Raw genomic sequence first — 15,939 nt, 5'->3', positions numbered from 1 at the left:
GCATCCGGAGAGTCCATGGCTTCCACGCTTCCCGACCCGCATCCCGACATACCGGGCGCCTCCGGCGCGCAGGCGCAGACGGCGCCTCCCTCGGACCGCGCGGACCGCGCGGGCCGCGTCGAGGCCCACGGCATCGACCACATCCCCGAGGAGGAGCGCCACGGCAGGCCGCGCGAGCTCTTCGCCGTCTGGGCCGCCGCGAACGTCAACTACCTGAGCCTGGTCGTGGGCGGCGCGCTGATCCTCATGGGCCTGAGCCTCGCGCAGGCCCTCGCGGTGATCGTGGCCGGCAACCTCTTCTGGCTGCTCACCGGCCTGCTCGCGGTCTCGGGCCCCGCGGCGGGCGCCCCCAGCGAGGTGATCACCAGGGCGATCTACAGGGTCAGGGGCAACCGCGTCAACAACGCGGTCGTCGGCTGGATGATCTCCGTCTGCTACTTCGCGCTGAACCTCGCCGCCGCCGCGACCGCCGCGTTCGCCCTCGTCGAGCGGTGCGGGATACCGGCGACCACGGGCGTGAAGATCGTCGTCGTCCTCGTCATCGCCGCGCTCACCCTCACCATCGGCGTCTACGGGCACGGCCTGATCATGAAGCTCTACTTCCCGATCACCCTGGCCCTCACCGCCGCCTTCGCCGTCGTCGCCTACAGCGTGGTCCGCAGCGCCGACCTCTCCTACGCCCCCGCCGAGCCGCTGACCGGCACGGGCCTGTGGGCGGCCCTGCTCGGCGGCGTCACCCTCATCGCCGCGGGCCCGCTCTCGTACACCACCAGCGCGGACTTCTCGCGCTACCTGCCCCGGACGACGTCGCCCGCGTCGATCGTCGGCTGGATGGCCTCCGGTGCCTTCCTGCCCAGCGTCGGCGTCTGCTCGCTCGGCGCGCTCGCGGCCACCGTGGTCGACATGACGGATCCGCAGACCGCGCTCCAGAAGCTCCTGCCCGGCTGGTTCACGCCCGTCTTCCTGCTTGCCCTCGTCCTCGGCACGATCGCCATCAACGCGCTGACCGCCTACAGCGCCGGGCTCGCTCTCCAGGCCGTCGGCCTCCGCGTCCGGCGCTCCATCAGCGTCCTGTTCGACGGCGCGGCGGCCGTCTCCCTGACGCTCTACGCGCTGCTCGTGTCCAACTTCCTGGACACCGTCAACGACGTCCTCCAGCTCACCGTCGTCCTGCTCGGCCCCAGCATGGCCATCTACGCCACGGACATCCTGCTGCGCCGCAACCGCTACGACGGCCTCGCGCTGACCGACGAGAGCAGGGGCGGCCCGTTCTGGTTCACCGGCGGCGTCAACCCGGCGGGTGCCCTCGCGCTCACCGCGGGCTCGGGAAGCGCGGTGCTGTGCGTGAACACGCTCTACACCGGACCGGTGGCCCACGCGCTGCACGGCGTGGACATCGCCCTGCCCGTCGGCATCGCCGTGGCGTCGTCGGTCTACGCGCTCACGGCGCGCTCGCTCCACCAAGCATCACCCGCACCACGGAAGGACCCCTCATGAACTGGCGGATGCCCCCGGAGACCGCGCCGCAGGAGCGCGTCTGGATGGCGTTTCCCCCCGGCACCACGTACGGCGACGAGGCGCGGCACGCCTGGTCCCGGGTCGCGCGCGCCGTCGCGGAGTTCGCGCCGGTCACGATGCTCGTGGACCCCGCCGACCTGCCCTCCGCGCGGAACCTGCTGCACGGGGCGGCCGACCTCGTCGAGGCGCCGCTGGACGACGCCTGGATGCGTGACATCGGCCCGACCTTCGTGCTGGACGAGCACGACCGGCTCGGCGCGGTCGACTGGGTGTTCAACGGCTGGGGCCGGCAGGAGTGGGCCAGTTGGGAGCGGGACGCCCGCGTCGGCCGCGCCGTCGGCGGCCTCGCGGGCGCGGCGCCCGTGCCCTCCCCGCTCGTGAACGAGGGCGGCGGCATCCATGTCGACGGGCTCGGCACCGTCCTCGTGACGGAGACCGTGCAGCTCGACCCGTACCGCAATCCGGGCCTCGACAAGGCGGCCGTGGAGGCCGAACTCGCCCGTACGATCGGCGCCGAGCACGTCGTCTGGCTCCCGCGCGGGCTGACCCGGGACGCGCAGCGGCTCGGCACCCGCGGCCATGTGGACCTGCTGGCCACCATTCCGGCGCCGGGGCGCCTTCTCGTCCATGTCCAGCCGGACCCCTCGCACCCCGACCACGCCGTCACCCGCGAGATCCTCGACGTCCTGCGTGCCTCCACCGACGCCAAGGGCCAGGAGTGGGAGATCACCGAGGTGCCCGCGCCGGAGGTCCTGCGCGACGGCGAGGGCTGGGTCGACTACAGCTACCTCAACCACCTTGTCGTCAACGACGGCGTGGTCGCCTGCGGTTTCGACGACCCGGGCGACGCGCGGGCCCGCGCGCTCCTCGCCGACGCCTATCCGGGGCGCCGGGTCGTCACCGTCGACGCCCGGCCGGTCTTCGCGGCGGGCGGCGGCATCCACTGCATCACCCAGCAGCAGCCGAAGGCGGCGCCGTGCGACTGACACCGAGCGAACGCGACCGGCTGCTGCTGTTCACCACCGCCGAACTCGCCCGCGCCCGCCGGGGGCGCGGACTGCGCCTCAACGTCCCCGAGGCCACGGCCCTCATCGCCGACACGGTCTGCGAGAGGGCGCGCGACGGCGCCCGGCTCGCCGAGGCGCTGGAGGCGGGGCGCGCGGTCCTCGGTCCCGAGGACGTGCTGCCGGGCGTGGCCGACGTCGTCACCGCCGTCGAGGTGGAGGCCGTCTTCGACGACGGGACCCGGCTCGTCGTCGTCACCGACCCCCTCGGCGGCGGCCACCGGGGCGAGGAGGCGCCGGGCGCGGTGCTGCCGGGCCCCGGCACGTCCGTGGAGCCCTCCGAGGAGACCGTCACCGTGACCGTGACCAACACCGCGACCGTCCCGATCAGCGTGACCTCGCACTTCCACTTCTTCGAGGTCAACCCCCGGCTCCGCTTCGACCGCGCCGCTGCGTACGGCCGCAGGGCCGACCTCCCCGCAGGGTCCGCGCTCCGCTTCGACCCCGGCCAGACCCGCGAGGTCCGGCTCACGCCGTTCGGCGGGGACCGTGTCGCGCTCGGCTTCGCGGGCCTGGTCGACGGCCCCCTCGACGCCCCCGGCGCCCTCGCACGCGCCCTCGAACGGGCCCGCGCCTGCGGCTACCTCGACACCTCGAACTTCTCGGAGCCGTACGAAGGGGAGGCCCCGGCATGACTCTCGACCCCCACCGCTACGCCGCGACCTACGGGCCGCGCGCCGGAGACCGGGTGCGGCTCGGCGACACCGGGCTGGTCGTCGAGGTCGAGCACGACGCGTCGCTGCCCGGCGAGGAGTTCCTCGTCGGCTTCGGCAAGACCGCGCGCGACGGCATGCACCTGCGCGCCGCGCCCGTACGGGAGACGTGCGACGTCGTCGTCAGCAATGTGCTCGTCCTCGACGCCGTGCTCGGCGTCCGCAAGGTCTCGATCGGCATCCGCGAGGGCCGTATCGCCGCCGTCGGACGTGCCGGGAACCCCGACACCCTCGACGGGGTGGACGTCGTCGTCGGCACCGGCACCGCGATCGTCCCCGGTGAGGGGCTGATCGCGACGGCCGGTGCCGTCGACACCCATGTACACGTCCTCTCGCCCCGCGTCATGGAGGCCTCGCTCGCCTCGGGCGTGACGACGATCATCGGGCAGGAGTTCGGCCCCGTCTGGGGTGTCGGGGTCAACTCGCCCTGGGCACTGCGGCACGCGTTCAACGCGTTCGACGCCTGGCCCGTCAACATCGGCTTCCTCGGGCGCGGTTCGTCGTCCGGCACGGCGCCGCTGACCGAGGCGCTCGTGGAGGGCGGGGCCAGCGGCTTCAAGGTCCACGAGGACCTGGGCGCGCACACCCGCGCCCTGGACACCGCGCTGCGCGTCGCCGAGGAGCACGACGTCCAAGTGGCCCTGCACACGGATGGGCTGAACGAGTGCCTCTCCGTCGAGGACACCCTCGCCGTGCTGGAGGGGCGCACCATCCACGCGTTCCACATCGAGGGCTGCGGCGGCGGGCACGTGCCGAACGTGCTGCGGCTCGCGGGGGAGGCCAACGTCATCGGCTCCTCCACCAACCCGACGCTGCCCTTCGGCCGGGACGCCGTCGCCGAACACCTCAACATGATCATGGCGGTCCACCACCTCGACCCCGACCGTCCCGGCGACCACGCGATGGCCCACGACCGTATCCGTGAGGGCACGATGGGCGCCGAGGGCGTCCTGCACGACCTCGGGGTCATCCCCATCACCTCCTCCGACGCGCAGGGCATGGGCAGGGCGGGGGAGACGGTCCGCAGGACGTTCGCCATGGCGGCGCGCATGAAGGCCCAGTTCGGCGCCGCCGACCCGCGCCACGACAACGACCGCGCGCTGCGCTACGTCGCCAAGCTGACCCTCAACCCGGCCCTGGCGCACGGCCTCGCCCACGAGGTCGGCTCGCTGGAGCCCGGCAAGATGGCGGACATCGTGCTGTGGCGCCCCGACCGCTTCGGGGCCAAGCCCGAGCTCGTCCTGAAGTCGGGCTTCCCCGCCTACGGCGTCACCGGCGACCCCAACGCCTCCGTGGAGACCGCGCAGCCCCTCGTCCTGGACCGTCAGATGGGGGCGTACGGGCCGACGGCCGCCGACCTGTCCGTCGCGTTCGTCAGCCGGGCGGCGGCCGAGGACGGCAACGACACCATGACGACCCGGCGCCGCCGCTCCGGCGTCCGCGGCACCCGCGGCCTCGGCCCCGCCGACATGGTCCTCAACGACCGCACCGCCGAGGTCCGCGTCGCCCCGGAGACGGGCCGGGTCACCCTCGACGGCGAGCCGGTCACCTCCGAGCCCGCCGAGGAGGTGCCGCTCAACCGCATGTACTTCTTGTGACGAGCACGGCATGTGACGGATGGCAACGGGAAGTGACGGCGGGGTCGTCGGTACCGCGCTCCCGTCGCCCTCCGTCCGGGTGAGAGACTGACCGTCATGACTGACAGGAGCGCCGCCGCCGTCGCCGTGCCCGACGGGGTCCGCGACATGCTGGCCAGCCGGATCCACGATGTGCCGGACTATCCCAAGCCGGGCGTCATGTTCAAGGACATCACGCCGCTGCTCGCCGACCCCAAGGCGTTCGCGGCGCTGACCGAGGTGCTCGCCGACATCTGCGGGGTCTACGGGGCGACCAAGGTCGTCGGCCTGGAGGCGCGCGGCTTCATCCTCGCCGCCCCGGCGGCCGTACGGGCCGGAGTCGGCTTCGTCCCCGTGCGCAAGGCGGGGAAGCTCCCCGGCGCCACCCTCAGCCAGTCCTACGACCTGGAGTACGGCAGCGCCGAGATCGAGGTCCACGCCGAGGACCTGTCCGGGGCCGACCGTGTGCTGGTCATAGACGACGTGCTGGCCACCGGCGGCACGGCCGAGGCGTCGCTCCGGCTCATCCGCCGCGCGGGCGCCGAGGTCGCGGGCGTCGCGATGCTGCTGGAGCTGGGGTTCCTCGGCGGCCGCAAGCGGCTGGAGAGCGCCCTGGACGGCGCTCCCATGGAGTCGCTGGTCACGGTCTGACCACAACAGCAGCGGCATAAGGCGGCCACCCGATACGTTCAGCTGGTGAGGGACGGCCGCCTTCGCCGTGCCCGGCGGCGTCCGCGAACAGGAGGCGCCCCGGCCATGGTGGCTACCATGGCAGTCCGACCTGGGGTCGATCGAGGAGTGCTCTTGCCAGACGAGGCCCAGCAGCTCACCGCCGCACAGCGCCAGGAGACCGAGAAGAACGGGACCGGTGCCGCGGTGGCCGACGGCCTGCACGAGAAGAACGGCGACGGGAAGAACGGCGACGGGAAGAACGGCGACGGGAAGAACGGCGACGGGAAGTCCGGCGACCGGAAGCGTGAGCCCCGCGCCGCCGAGCCCACCGCCTCCGGTACGGGCACGGCCTCCGGCGCCTCCGCGGTCTCCGGTGCGTCCGCGGTCTCCGACGGGCCCGTCTCGCGGGACCGCGTGGCCCCGGCCCGCGCCGTCTCCGGCGTCTCGGGCCGCTCCGGGTCCTCCAACCGCGTACGGGCGAGGCTCGCGCGTCTCGGCGTCCAGCGCTCCAGCCCGTTCAACCCCGTCCTGGAGCCCCTGCTGCGCATCGTGCGGGGCAACGATCCGAAGATCGAGTCCTCCACGCTCCGCCAGATCGAGCGGGCCTACCAGGTCGCCGAGCGCTGGCACCGCGGCCAGAAGCGCAAGAGCGGCGACCCGTACATCACGCACCCGCTCGCCGTCACCACCATCCTCGCCGAGCTGGGCATGGACCCGGCGACGCTGATGGCGGGCCTGCTGCACGACACCGTCGAGGACACCGAGTACGGACTCGACACGCTGCGCCGCGACTTCGGCGACCAGGTCGCGCTGCTCGTGGACGGCGTCACCAAGCTCGACAAGGTCAAGTTCGGCGAGGCCGCGCAGGCCGAGACCGTGCGCAAGATGGTCGTGGCGATGGCCAAGGACCCGCGCGTGCTGGTCATCAAGCTCGCCGACCGGCTGCACAACATGCGCACGATGCGCTATCTCAAGCGCAGCAAGCAGGAGCAGAAGGCCCGCGAGACGCTGGAGATCTTCGCCCCGCTCGCCCACCGGCTGGGCATGAACACCATCAAGTGGGAGCTGGAGGACCTGGCGTTCGCCATCCTCTACCCCAAGATGTACGACGAGATCGTGCGCCTCGTCGCCGAGCGGGCCCCCAAGCGCGACGAGTACCTGGCGGTCGTCACCGACGAGGTCCAGGCCGACCTGCGCGCGGCCCGTATCAAGGCCACCGTCACCGGACGGCCGAAGCACTACTACAGCGTCTACCAGAAGATGATCGTCCGCGGCCGCGACTTCGCGGAGATCTACGACCTGGTGGGCATCCGCGTCCTCGTCGACACCGTCCGCGACTGCTACGCGGCGCTGGGCACGGTCCACGCGCGCTGGAACCCGGTTCCGGGGCGCTTCAAGGACTACATCGCGATGCCCAAGTTCAACATGTACCAGTCGCTGCACACGACGGTCATAGGCCCCGGCGGCAAGCCCGTGGAGCTGCAGATCCGCACGTTCGACATGCACCGCCGCGCGGAGTACGGGATCGCGGCGCACTGGAAGTACAAGCAGCAGGCCGTCGCCGGAGCCTCCAAGGTGCGCACCGACGTGCCCAAGGGCGCCAAGGACAAGGACCATGTCAACGACATGTCCTGGCTGCGCCAGCTGCTCGACTGGCAGAAGGAGACCGAGGACCCGGGCGAGTTCCTGGAGTCGCTCCGCTTCGACCTCTCGCGCAACGAGGTCTTCGTCTTCACGCCGAAGGGCGACGTCATAGCGCTCCCCGCGGGCGCCACCCCGGTCGACTTCGCGTACGCGGTGCACACCGAGGTCGGCCACCGCACCATCGGCGCCCGCGTCAACGGCCGTCTGGTGCCCCTCGAATCGACGCTCGACAACGGCGACACGGTCGAGGTCTTCACCTCCAAGGCCTCCGGCGCCGGCCCGTCCCGCGACTGGCTGGGCTTCGTCAAGTCGCCCCGCGCGCGCAACAAGATCCGCGCCTGGTTCACCAAGGAGCGCCGCGACGAGGCCATCGAGCAGGGCAAGGACGCCATAGCGCGGGCCATGCGCAAGCAGAACCTGCCGATCCAGCGCATCCTCACCGGCGACTCGCTCGTCACCCTCGCCCACGAGATGCGCTACCCGGACATCTCCGCGCTCTACGCCGCGATCGGCGAGGGCCATGTCTCCGCGCAGAGCGTCTGCCAGAAGCTCGTCCAGGCCCTCGGCGGCGAGGACGAGGCGAAGGAGGACATCGCCGAGACCGCGCCCCCGATGCCGACCCGCACCAAGCGGCGCTCGTCGGCCGACCCGGGCGTGGTCGTCAAGGGCGTCGACGACGTCTGGGTCAAGCTCGCCCGCTGCTGCACCCCGGTGCCGGGCGACCCCATCATCGGCTTCGTCACCCGCGGCAACGGCGTCTCGGTGCACCGCGCCGACTGCGTCAACGTCGACTCGCTCTCCCGGGAGCCCGAGCGGATCCTGGAGGTCGAGTGGGCGCCGACCCAGTCCTCGGTCTTCCTCGTCGCCATCCAGGTCGAGGCCCTGGACCGCTCCCGGCTGCTGTCGGACGTCACGCGGGTCCTCTCCGACCAGCACGTCAACATCCTCTCGGCGGCTGTCCAGACCTCCCGCGACCGGGTCGCCACGTCCCGCTTCACCTTCGAGATGGGCGACCCGAAGCACCTCGGCCACGTCCTCAAGGCGGTCCGCGGCGTGGAGGGTGTCTACGACGTCTATCGGGTGACGTCGGCGCGCAGACAGTAGGCCTGGGGCGACGGACGAGAGGCCGCCGCCGGAACCGGGCGGAGCAGGGCGGTGCCGGGAGAAGGGGCGCGGATGCCGGAACACGAGGTCGACGGCCGCTACCGGCTGTTACGGAGGATCGGCGTCGGCGGCATGGGCGTGGTGCACGAGGCCATCGACCTCTCCCTGGACCGCCGTGTCGCCGTGAAGATCCTCTCCCGGGCGGGCAGCGCCCCGCAGGGCGAGGAGACCCGGCTGCGGTTCGAACGGGAAGCACGCGCGCTCGCCCGGATCGACCACACCCATGTGGTGGTCGTCCATGACGTCGGACTCCAGGGCAGCGAACCGTATCTGGTGATGGAGCTGCTCGACGGCGTCGATCTGCAACAACTCGTCGCTGCCCGCGGGCCGCTGCCGTTCGACGTGGTCCGCCATGTGGGCGCGGCCATCCACTCGGCACTGGGCTCGGCGCACCGCGCGGGAGTGCTGCACCGCGACGTCAAACCCTCGAACGTCCGGCTGACCCGCGCGGGCCGCGTCGTACTCCAGGACTTCGGGCTCGCCCGGCTGGCCGAGGAGTCCGCCATCACCCGTGTCGGCGCGCTCGTCGGCACACCGCACTACATGGCGCCCGAGGTGATACGGGGCGAACGCCCCACCGAGGCGGCCGACCTGTACGGACTCGGGCTGTGCCTGTACTGGATGCTCGTGGGCGAACCGCCGCTGGGCCCGGCCGACGCGGACGTCGGACAGGTCGTGGAACGCGCCGTCGACACGGGCGTACCGAGGTTGCGTGGCGACGCGAGGCGCGCCGTTCCCGAGGACCTGGCGTTTCTCGTGGACGGGCTCTCCGAGCGGGAGCCGTACGACCGCGCCGTTCCCACGGGGCCGGACACCGCCCTGTTCACCTCGCCGGGCGCCGAGAGCCGGCTCGCCGGGCTGGTGAACCGCTGCGTCCGGGAGCGGGCCGTGGACCTCGCCGACCACTCGTCCCCCGCGGCGGATTCCTCGGCGCCCGAGTACCTGGACATGGAACGCGGCAATGTGAGCCGTCCGGCGCACGGTTCGGCGGACGACCCCTGGGCCCTCGTCACCGGGGCGGACCGTGCGGCTCCGCTCTCCCTCAGCATCACCACGCGGCAGACTGTGCTGCGCGGTGTGACCCGGGGGAGCGCGGTCTCGCGGCTGCGCGAGGCGGTCAATCTCGTGCAGCGCGGTGAACTCCAGGAGGCCTCGCGGGTGCTGGCCGCCGTGGCGCAGCACAGTGGGGCGGCGTTCGGAGCCGAGCACCCCACGACGCTGGCGGCGCAGTTCTGGCAGGCCGTTTGCCTGGCGCGGCTGGGCGCCGGCGGCGAGGCCATGGCGCTGTTCTCCCGGGTGAACTCGCTTGTGGACGACGGACGGACCGACGGGATGAGTGCGGACGGGATGCGAGAGAGAACCGGAGGAGCGGATGCGTGAGTTGACGGTGGAACTGCGCTGCCCGCGCGTCGAGGACACCGAGGCCGAGCTGCGCTCGCTGGTGCGCTGGCTGCGGGCCGACGAGGAGGTGGGCAGGCATCTGCGCGCCCGGCCGACCGCGAGTTCCGCCCCGGCCCCCGGCGAGATGGGCGCGGGCTTCGACCTGCTGCAGTTCGCCGTGGCCACCGGCCTGTCCGGTGCCTCCCTCGCCGTCTCGCTTCTGCAATGGCGGGAGGCGCGGCGTACCCCCTCCGTCATCAGGCTGCGGCGCGGCTCGCTGGAGGTGAGCATTCCGCCGGAGAGCACCGACGAGGAGACCGTGCGGCGTCTCTCCGCCCTGTTCGAGGCGCCCGGGGAACCTCCGTCCGCCCCGGCTCCCGGTACGACCGACGAGAGCGCGGACGATGCCCCGGCTTCCTGACCCCGGAGCCTCGCGGGCCGTGCTCATCGGCGTCGCCGCCTACCAGCACCTGGAACAGCTCCCGGCGGTGACCGCCAACGTCCGCGATCTGTCCGAGGCGCTGCGCGACACCATGGTGTGGGGGCTGCCCAGGGAACACTGCGCGACGGTCAGCGATCCCGACGGCGTGCCCGCGATGCTCGATCCCGTCGCCCAGGCCGCCGAGGAGGCCACGGACACCCTCCTCGTCTACTTCGCGGGACACGGGCTGCGCCACCCCGACTCCGCCGACCTCTACATGGCGCTGAGCGGTTCCCGCGCGCACATCCCGTACACGGCGGTGGCCTACGAGCACCTGCGCGCCGCGCTGCGCGAGGCCAGGGCCCGGCGCAGGGTGCTGATCCTCGACTGCTGCTTCAGCGGCCGGGCCGTCACCGCCCTGGACGCGGGCGGGGAGACGGCACCGCCGATCGACGTCGACGGGGTCTACGTGCTGGCCGCCGCCGCGCGGGACCGGGCGGCGCTCGCGCCCGACGGAGAGCCGCACACGGCCTTCACGAGAGAGCTGCTGGACGTGCTGCGCCTGGGCGTGCAGGGCGGCCCCGAACTCATCGACCTCGACACGCTCTACCGGGCGCTCGACGAGAGACTCAGGGCCAAGAACCGCCCGCAGCCGCAGCGCTGCCAGGAGAACAACATGGGGCTGCTCCCGCTGGTGCGCAACCGCGCCAAGGACACCGGCGGTGTGCCCGCCGGTCCCGTGCTGACCTCGGACGTGCGTGCCGCGACGGTCTCCACGGGGCTGCGCCTCGCCCGGCTGCTGCGCGCCGAGGGCCGCCAGCGCGACGCCCTGCCCGTCCTGCGGCTCGTTCTCCAGGAGAGCCTGCCGCAGAACGAGGGCAGCACCTTCGCCGTACAGCTCGAACTCTCCGAGCTGCTGGCCGACACCGGACACGACCGGGAGGCCATCGAGGTGCTGGAGCAGGCCTATCACCACACGCGTGAACTCCACGGCCCGGAGGCGGTGCTGGTCTGCCGTCGGCTGGCCGCGCTGCTCCAGGAGTCCGGCAACCACATCCAGGCCTGCGAGGTCCTGCGGCACGCGCTGGACCTCTCCGAGACCGGCGCAGCGGCTCCGGCCCGCGTGCCGACCCCGGCCCACCCTTCGCAGGCCCAGGCCCATCCGCAGGCCCCTTCGCAGGCTCAGCCCCAGCCCCAGCCGGTCATCGAGCCGGTCCCGCCGCCGGCCCCTCGGCCGTCGGCGGACACGACCTCGGCAGCCTTCAGCCGCCGAACTCCTCCAGGCCCTTGAGCGCCTGGTCCAGGAGCATCTGGCGGCCCGCCAGCTCCTGCTCCAGCTTCTCGGCCTTCGCGGTGTTGCCCGCGGCGCGGGCCTTCTCGATCTGGTCGCGCAGCTTGTCGACCGCGTCCTGGAGCTGACCGGTCAGGCCCGCGGCGCGGGCCCGCGCCTCCGGGTTGGTGCGGCGCCACTCGGCCTCCTCGGCCTCCTGGATCGCCCGCTCCACCGCGTGCATCCGGCCCTCGATCTTCGGGCGGGCCTCACGCGGGACATGGCCGATGGCGTCCCAGCGCTCGTTGAGCGCGCGGAACGCGGCGCGCGCCGTCTTCAGATCGGTGATCGGCAGGAGCTTCTCGGCCTCGGCGGCCAGCTCCTCCTTCTGCGTCAGGTTCTCCCGCTGCTCGCTGTCGCGCTCGGCGAAGACCTCGCTGCGGGCCTGGAAGAAGACGTCCTGCGCGCCCCGGAAGCGGCTCCACAGATCGTCCTCGTACTCCCGCTGGGCACGGCCCGCGGCCTTCCACTCCTGCATCAGCTCGCGGTACTTGGCCGCGGTCGGGCCCCAGTCCTGCGAGTTGGAGAGCGCCTCGGCCTCGGCGACCAGCTTCTCCTTGCGCTGGCGTGCCTCCTCGCGCTGCGCGTCGAGCTGCGCGAAGTGGGCCTTGCGGCGCTTGGAGAAGGCGGAGCGCGCGTGGGAGAAGCGGTGCCACAGCTCGTCGTCGGTCTTCCGGTCGAGCCGGGGCAGGCCCTTCCAGGTGTCGACCAGGGCCCGCAGCCGCTCGCCCGCCGCGCGCCACTGCTCGCTCCGGGCCAGCTCCTCGGCCTCGGTGACCAGCTCCTCCTTGGCGGTCCTGGCCTCCTCGTTCTGCTGGGCCTTGCGCGCCTTGCGCTCCTCGCGGCGCTCCTCGACGGACTCCACGAGCTTGTCGAGCCGGGCGCGGAGCGCGTCGAGATCGCCGACCGCGTGGTGCGCGTCCACCTGCTCCCGCAGGTGCTCGACGGCGGTCGTCGCGTCCTTCGCCGACAGGTCGGTGGTCTTCACCCTGCGCTCAAGGAGGCCGATCTCCACGACCAGACCGTCGTACTTGCGCTTGAAGTAGGCGAGGGCTTCCTCCGGCGAGCCCGCCTGCCACGAGCCGACGACCTTCTCGCCGTCGGCCGTACGCACGTACACAGTCCCCGTCTCATCGACGCGGCCCCACGGGTCGCTGCTCACAGCGCCTCCTCCACATGACGCCTGGATAGGGGCGTGCGCCCCCCGGCATCGTCCACAGTTCTCGTCCGGCCGACAGAATGGTCTGGCCGTCGGCGCAGGCACCCTACACAACGCCAACATAGGCGACCGGCGCCTGCGCTGTCCGCAATCCGCGCGGCGGAAATTCCCCGCGTGCGCGGCGTCATTCCCGGTGCACGCGGGGTCAGGACTCGCGCACCGTCGCCCTGTCGATCACCACGGTCGCGTTGGGCGGGGTGTTGCGCGTCTGCGGGTCGGGCGTCGACCCGGCCTTGGCGATCTTCTTGAGCACGTCCATGCCCTGCGTGATCCGGCCGAACGGGGTGTAATCGGGCGGCAGCTTGCTGTCCTCGTAGACGAGGAAGAACTGGCTCCCGCCGGAGTCCCGGCCCTTGCCCGTCTTCGCGTTGTACTGGTTCGCCATCGCCACCGTGCCCGCCGGGTACGTCTCGCCCTTCAGCCGCGGGTCCTTCAGGTTCTCGTCCGGGATCGTGTAGCCGGGGCCGCCCTCACCGGTGCCCTGCGGGTCGCCGCACTGGAGGACGTGGATGTCGCCGTCGACGAGCCGGTGGCAGGGGGTGTGGTCGAAGAACTTCTTCTCCGTGAGGAAGCGGAACGAGTTGGCCGTGCGCGGGGTCTTCGAGGCGTCCATCTCGAAGCCGATGGTGCCGCAGGTGGTGTCCAGGCTCATCGCGTACGAGGCCGACTTGTCGACCTTCATCGCGGGCTCCTTCTTCCACTGCTTGCCGTTCGGCTCGCCCTTGGCGGGCTTGTCGCAGGGGTCGGGCGCCTTGCTCGGCTCCGGGGTCCGCTCGGCGTCGGCCTTGTCCCCTCCGTCGTCCCCGCCGAGCCCGCCCGCGGCGGCGTAGGCGGCACCGGCCGCGAGCACGAGCGCCAGGCCGAGCGCGATGGCGCCGTTGCGGACACGGGCCCTGCGCCGCGCGGCGGCCCGGCGGCGCTGCTGGCGCTCGTACTTCTCCCGTGCGAGCTGCTTTCTCCGCTGCTCACTGCTGACCACGGTCGCGTCTCCTTCGAGCCATCGGGGGATGGGCGCGTGCAGTGGGGGGTGCGTGCTGGCCACGTACCGTATACGCCTCGGCCGTCCACGTCCCCGATACGGGTTCGCCCCACGTGTACCGGCGCCGGTAGGCTGGACCAGCCTGAGCGGCGGGAACGCCGTTCCCCGTTGTCGGACGACTGAAGGACGATCGTGCTCGTTGCCGGGTTCCCCGCCGGGGCCTGGGGGACCAACTGTTATCTGGTCGCCCCCGCCGCCGGCGAGGAGTGCGTGATCATCGACCCGGGCCACAAGGCCGCCGAGGGTGTCGAGGAGGCCGTCGCCAAGCACCGGCTGAAGCCGGTCGCGGTGATCCTCACGCACGGCCATGTCGACCATGTCGCCTCCGTCGTCCCCGTCTGCGGCGCGCACGACGTGCCCGCCTGGATCCACCCGGACGACCGGTTCATGATGAGCGACCCCGAGAAGGCCCTCGGGCAGCGCATCGGCCAGCCCCTCATGGGCGAGCTGACCATCGGTGAGCCGGACGATCTGCGGGAGCTGTCCGACGGGGCGAAGCTGGAGCTGGCGGGCCTGGAGATGACCGTCGCGCACGCGCCGGGCCATACCAAGGGGTCGGTGACGTTCAGGATGCCCGAACAGGCGGACGTACCGCCGGTGTTGTTCGCGGGCGACCTGCTCTTCGCCGGCTCCATCGGACGCACCGATCTGCCCGGTGGCGACCACGAGGAGATCCTCCGCTCGCTCGCACGTGTGTGCCTGCCGCTGGAGGACGAGACCGTGGTGCTGGCCGGGCACGGCCCCCAGACGACCATCGGCCGCGAGCGCGCCACCAACCCGTTCCTGACCGGGCTGGCCGCCGACGGCACGGGAGACGGCGCCCCGGGCGCCGCCCCGCGACGAGGAATGTGACGAGAAGACCGTGAGCACCTTCAAGGCCCCCAAGGGCACCTATGACCTGCTGCCGCCCGATTCCGCGACCTACCTCGCGGTCCGGGAGGCGCTGGCGGCCCCGCTGCGCCGCGCCGGTTACGGCTACGCGGAGACGCCCGGATTCGAGAACGTCGAGCTCTTCGCGCGCGGCGTCGGCGAGTCCACCGACATCGTGACCAAGGAGATGTTCACCCTCACCACCAAGGGCGGCACCCACCTGGCACTGCGCCCGGAGGGCACCGCCTCCGTGCTGCGCGCCGCGCTGGAGGCCAGCCTCCACAAGGGCGGCAACCTCCCGGTGAAGCTCTGGTACTCCGGCTCGTACTACCGCTACGAGCGCCCGCAGAAGGGCCGCTACCGCCACTTCTCGCAGGTCGGCGCCGAGGCGCTCGGCACCGAGGACCCCGCGGTCGACGCCGAGCTGATCATCCTCGCGCACGACGCGTACCGCTCGCTGGGCCTGCGGAACTTCCGCATCCTGCTCAACTCGCTGGGCGACAGGACCTGCCGTCCCGCGTACCGCGCCGCGCTCCAGGAGTTCCTGCGCGCCCTCGACCTCGACGAGGAGACGCGCGCCCGTATCGAGATCAACCCGCTGCGGGTGCTGGACGACAAGCGCGAGAGCGTGCAGCGGCAGCTCGGCGGAGCGCCGATGATGCGCGACCACCTGTGCGAGGAGTGCAAGGCCTTCCACGAGGAGGTCCGCGCCCTGATCACCGACGCGGGCGTGGCCTACGAGGACGACCCGAAGCTGGTGCGCGGGCTGGACTACTACACGCGGACCACGTTCGAGTTCGTCCACGACGGCCTCGGCGCGCAGTCCGCGGTCGGCGGCGGCGGGCGGTACGACGGCCTGTCCGAGATGATCGGCGGCCCCGCGCTGCCGTCCGTGGGCTGGGCCCTGGGCGTCGACCGTACGGTCCTCGCGCTGGAGGCCGAGGGCATCGAGCTCGAACTGCCGTCCGCGACCGAGGTGTTCGCGGTGCCGCTCGGCGAGGAGGCACGGCGCACGCTGTTCGGCCTGGTCACCTCGCTGCGCCGGGAGGGCGTCGCGGCCGACCTGGCGTACGGCGGCAAGGGCATGAAGAACGCGATGAAGTCCGCCAACCGCTCCGGGGCGCGCTACGCGCTGCTGCTCGGGGAGCGCGACCTCGCCGAGGGCGTCGCGCAGTTGAAGGACCTCGACAGCGGCGAGCAGACGGCCCTGCCACTTGCGAGTGTCGTCGCCGAAGTATCGGCCAAGGTGCGCTAACTCCCCTTGCCGGTGGGGCAGAATGGCGCGCACA

13 protein-coding genes are annotated in these 15,939 nt (G+C 72.3%); 11 read left to right on the top strand and 2 right to left on the bottom strand.

Annotated features, from left to right (window positions below; genetic code table 11):
• Window positions 1–15 precede the first annotated feature (15 nt).
• The 9 genes from ACGF3A_RS22815 (at window position 16) to ACGF3A_RS22775 (ending at window position 11,483) form a co-directional block, all read left to right on the top strand.
• Window positions 16–1,497: a purine-cytosine permease family protein gene (locus tag ACGF3A_RS22815; protein WP_393732103.1), complete on the top strand. Its 1,482-nt coding sequence runs from the start codon at window positions 16–18 to the stop codon at window positions 1,495–1,497.
• The gene (locus ACGF3A_RS22810; protein WP_393732102.1) at window positions 1,494–2,504 is read left to right on the top strand and encodes an agmatine/peptidylarginine deiminase; all 1,011 of its coding nucleotides are present in this window, start codon (window positions 1,494–1,496) and stop codon (window positions 2,502–2,504) included. Before ACGF3A_RS22815 ends, ACGF3A_RS22810 begins: the two co-directional genes overlap by 4 nt.
• Complete coding sequence (gene ureA, locus ACGF3A_RS22805; RefSeq protein ID WP_393732101.1) at window positions 2,495–3,217, top strand: urease subunit gamma; 723 nt, start codon at window positions 2,495–2,497, stop codon at window positions 3,215–3,217. Before ACGF3A_RS22810 ends, ureA begins: the two co-directional genes overlap by 10 nt.
• Window positions 3,214–4,893, top strand: coding sequence for an urease subunit alpha (locus tag ACGF3A_RS22800; RefSeq protein ID WP_393732100.1), 1,680 nt, complete (start codon window positions 3,214–3,216; stop codon window positions 4,891–4,893). Before ureA ends, ACGF3A_RS22800 begins: the two co-directional genes overlap by 4 nt.
• A gap of 96 nt (window positions 4,894–4,989) precedes the next feature.
• On the top strand, window positions 4,990–5,562 hold the full coding sequence (locus ACGF3A_RS22795; RefSeq protein ID WP_393732099.1) for an adenine phosphoribosyltransferase: 573 nt from the start codon (window positions 4,990–4,992) through the stop codon (window positions 5,560–5,562).
• A gap of 153 nt (window positions 5,563–5,715) precedes the next feature.
• Complete coding sequence (locus ACGF3A_RS22790) at window positions 5,716–8,331, top strand: RelA/SpoT family protein (protein WP_393732098.1); 2,616 nt, start codon at window positions 5,716–5,718, stop codon at window positions 8,329–8,331.
• Window positions 8,332–8,403: 72 nt separating this feature from the next.
• Complete coding sequence (locus ACGF3A_RS22785) at window positions 8,404–9,771, top strand: serine/threonine-protein kinase (protein ID WP_393732097.1); 1,368 nt, start codon at window positions 8,404–8,406, stop codon at window positions 9,769–9,771.
• Window positions 9,764–10,192: a hypothetical protein gene (locus ACGF3A_RS22780; RefSeq protein WP_393732096.1), complete on the top strand. Its 429-nt coding sequence runs from the start codon at window positions 9,764–9,766 to the stop codon at window positions 10,190–10,192. The genes ACGF3A_RS22785 and ACGF3A_RS22780 overlap by 8 nt, the downstream gene beginning before the upstream one ends.
• Window positions 10,176–11,483 (top strand): caspase family protein, encoded by a 1,308-nt coding sequence (locus ACGF3A_RS22775; protein WP_393732095.1) that lies wholly within the window; start codon window positions 10,176–10,178, stop codon window positions 11,481–11,483. Before ACGF3A_RS22780 ends, ACGF3A_RS22775 begins: the two co-directional genes overlap by 17 nt.
• On the opposite strand, the gene ACGF3A_RS22770 is transcribed toward ACGF3A_RS22775, so the two are convergent.
• Together ACGF3A_RS22770 and ACGF3A_RS22765 are read right to left on the bottom strand one after the other, a co-directional pair.
• A complete protein-coding gene (locus ACGF3A_RS22770) occupies window positions 11,455–12,684 on the bottom strand; it encodes a DUF349 domain-containing protein (protein WP_393732094.1) in 1,230 nt (409 codons plus the stop codon). The genes ACGF3A_RS22775 and ACGF3A_RS22770 overlap by 29 nt on opposite strands.
• A gap of 202 nt (window positions 12,685–12,886) precedes the next feature.
• Window positions 12,887–13,720 (bottom strand): peptidylprolyl isomerase, encoded by an 834-nt coding sequence (locus ACGF3A_RS22765; RefSeq protein ID WP_393732093.1) that lies wholly within the window; start codon window positions 13,718–13,720, stop codon window positions 12,887–12,889.
• A 192-nt stretch (window positions 13,721–13,912) separates the two neighbouring features.
• Here ACGF3A_RS22765 and ACGF3A_RS22760 point away from each other — a divergent pair, with 192 nt between their 5' ends.
• Window positions 13,913–14,632 (top strand): MBL fold metallo-hydrolase, encoded by a 720-nt coding sequence (locus ACGF3A_RS22760; protein WP_393732092.1) that lies wholly within the window; start codon window positions 13,913–13,915, stop codon window positions 14,630–14,632.
• A gap of 10 nt (window positions 14,633–14,642) precedes the next feature.
• Complete coding sequence (gene hisS / locus ACGF3A_RS22755; protein ID WP_393732091.1) at window positions 14,643–15,905, top strand: histidine--tRNA ligase; 1,263 nt, start codon at window positions 14,643–14,645, stop codon at window positions 15,903–15,905.
• The last annotated feature ends 34 nt before the right edge of the window (window positions 15,906–15,939 follow it).

It is taken from the genome of Streptomyces sp. NPDC048172, assembly GCF_043202595.1.
Lineage (GTDB): Bacteria > Actinomycetota > Actinomycetes > Streptomycetales > Streptomycetaceae > Streptomyces.
This window is presented reverse-complemented; position numbering and strand designations above follow the sequence as displayed.

Coding starts and splice junctions, on each gene's coding strand:
- ACGF3A_RS22785 (WP_393732097.1), top strand. CDS start 8,404: ATGCCGGAACACGAGGTCGACGGCCGCTACCGGCTGTTACGGAGGATC.
- ACGF3A_RS22815 (WP_393732103.1), top strand. CDS start 16: ATGGCTTCCACGCTTCCCGACCCGCATCCCGACATACCGGGCGCCTCC.
- ACGF3A_RS22795 (WP_393732099.1), top strand. CDS start 4,990: ATGACTGACAGGAGCGCCGCCGCCGTCGCCGTGCCCGACGGGGTCCGC.
- ACGF3A_RS22780 (WP_393732096.1), top strand. CDS start 9,764: ATGCGTGAGTTGACGGTGGAACTGCGCTGCCCGCGCGTCGAGGACACC.
- ACGF3A_RS22775 (WP_393732095.1), top strand. CDS start 10,176: ATGCCCCGGCTTCCTGACCCCGGAGCCTCGCGGGCCGTGCTCATCGGC.
- ACGF3A_RS22800 (WP_393732100.1), top strand. CDS start 3,214: ATGACTCTCGACCCCCACCGCTACGCCGCGACCTACGGGCCGCGCGCC.
- ACGF3A_RS22810 (WP_393732102.1), top strand. CDS start 1,494: ATGAACTGGCGGATGCCCCCGGAGACCGCGCCGCAGGAGCGCGTCTGG.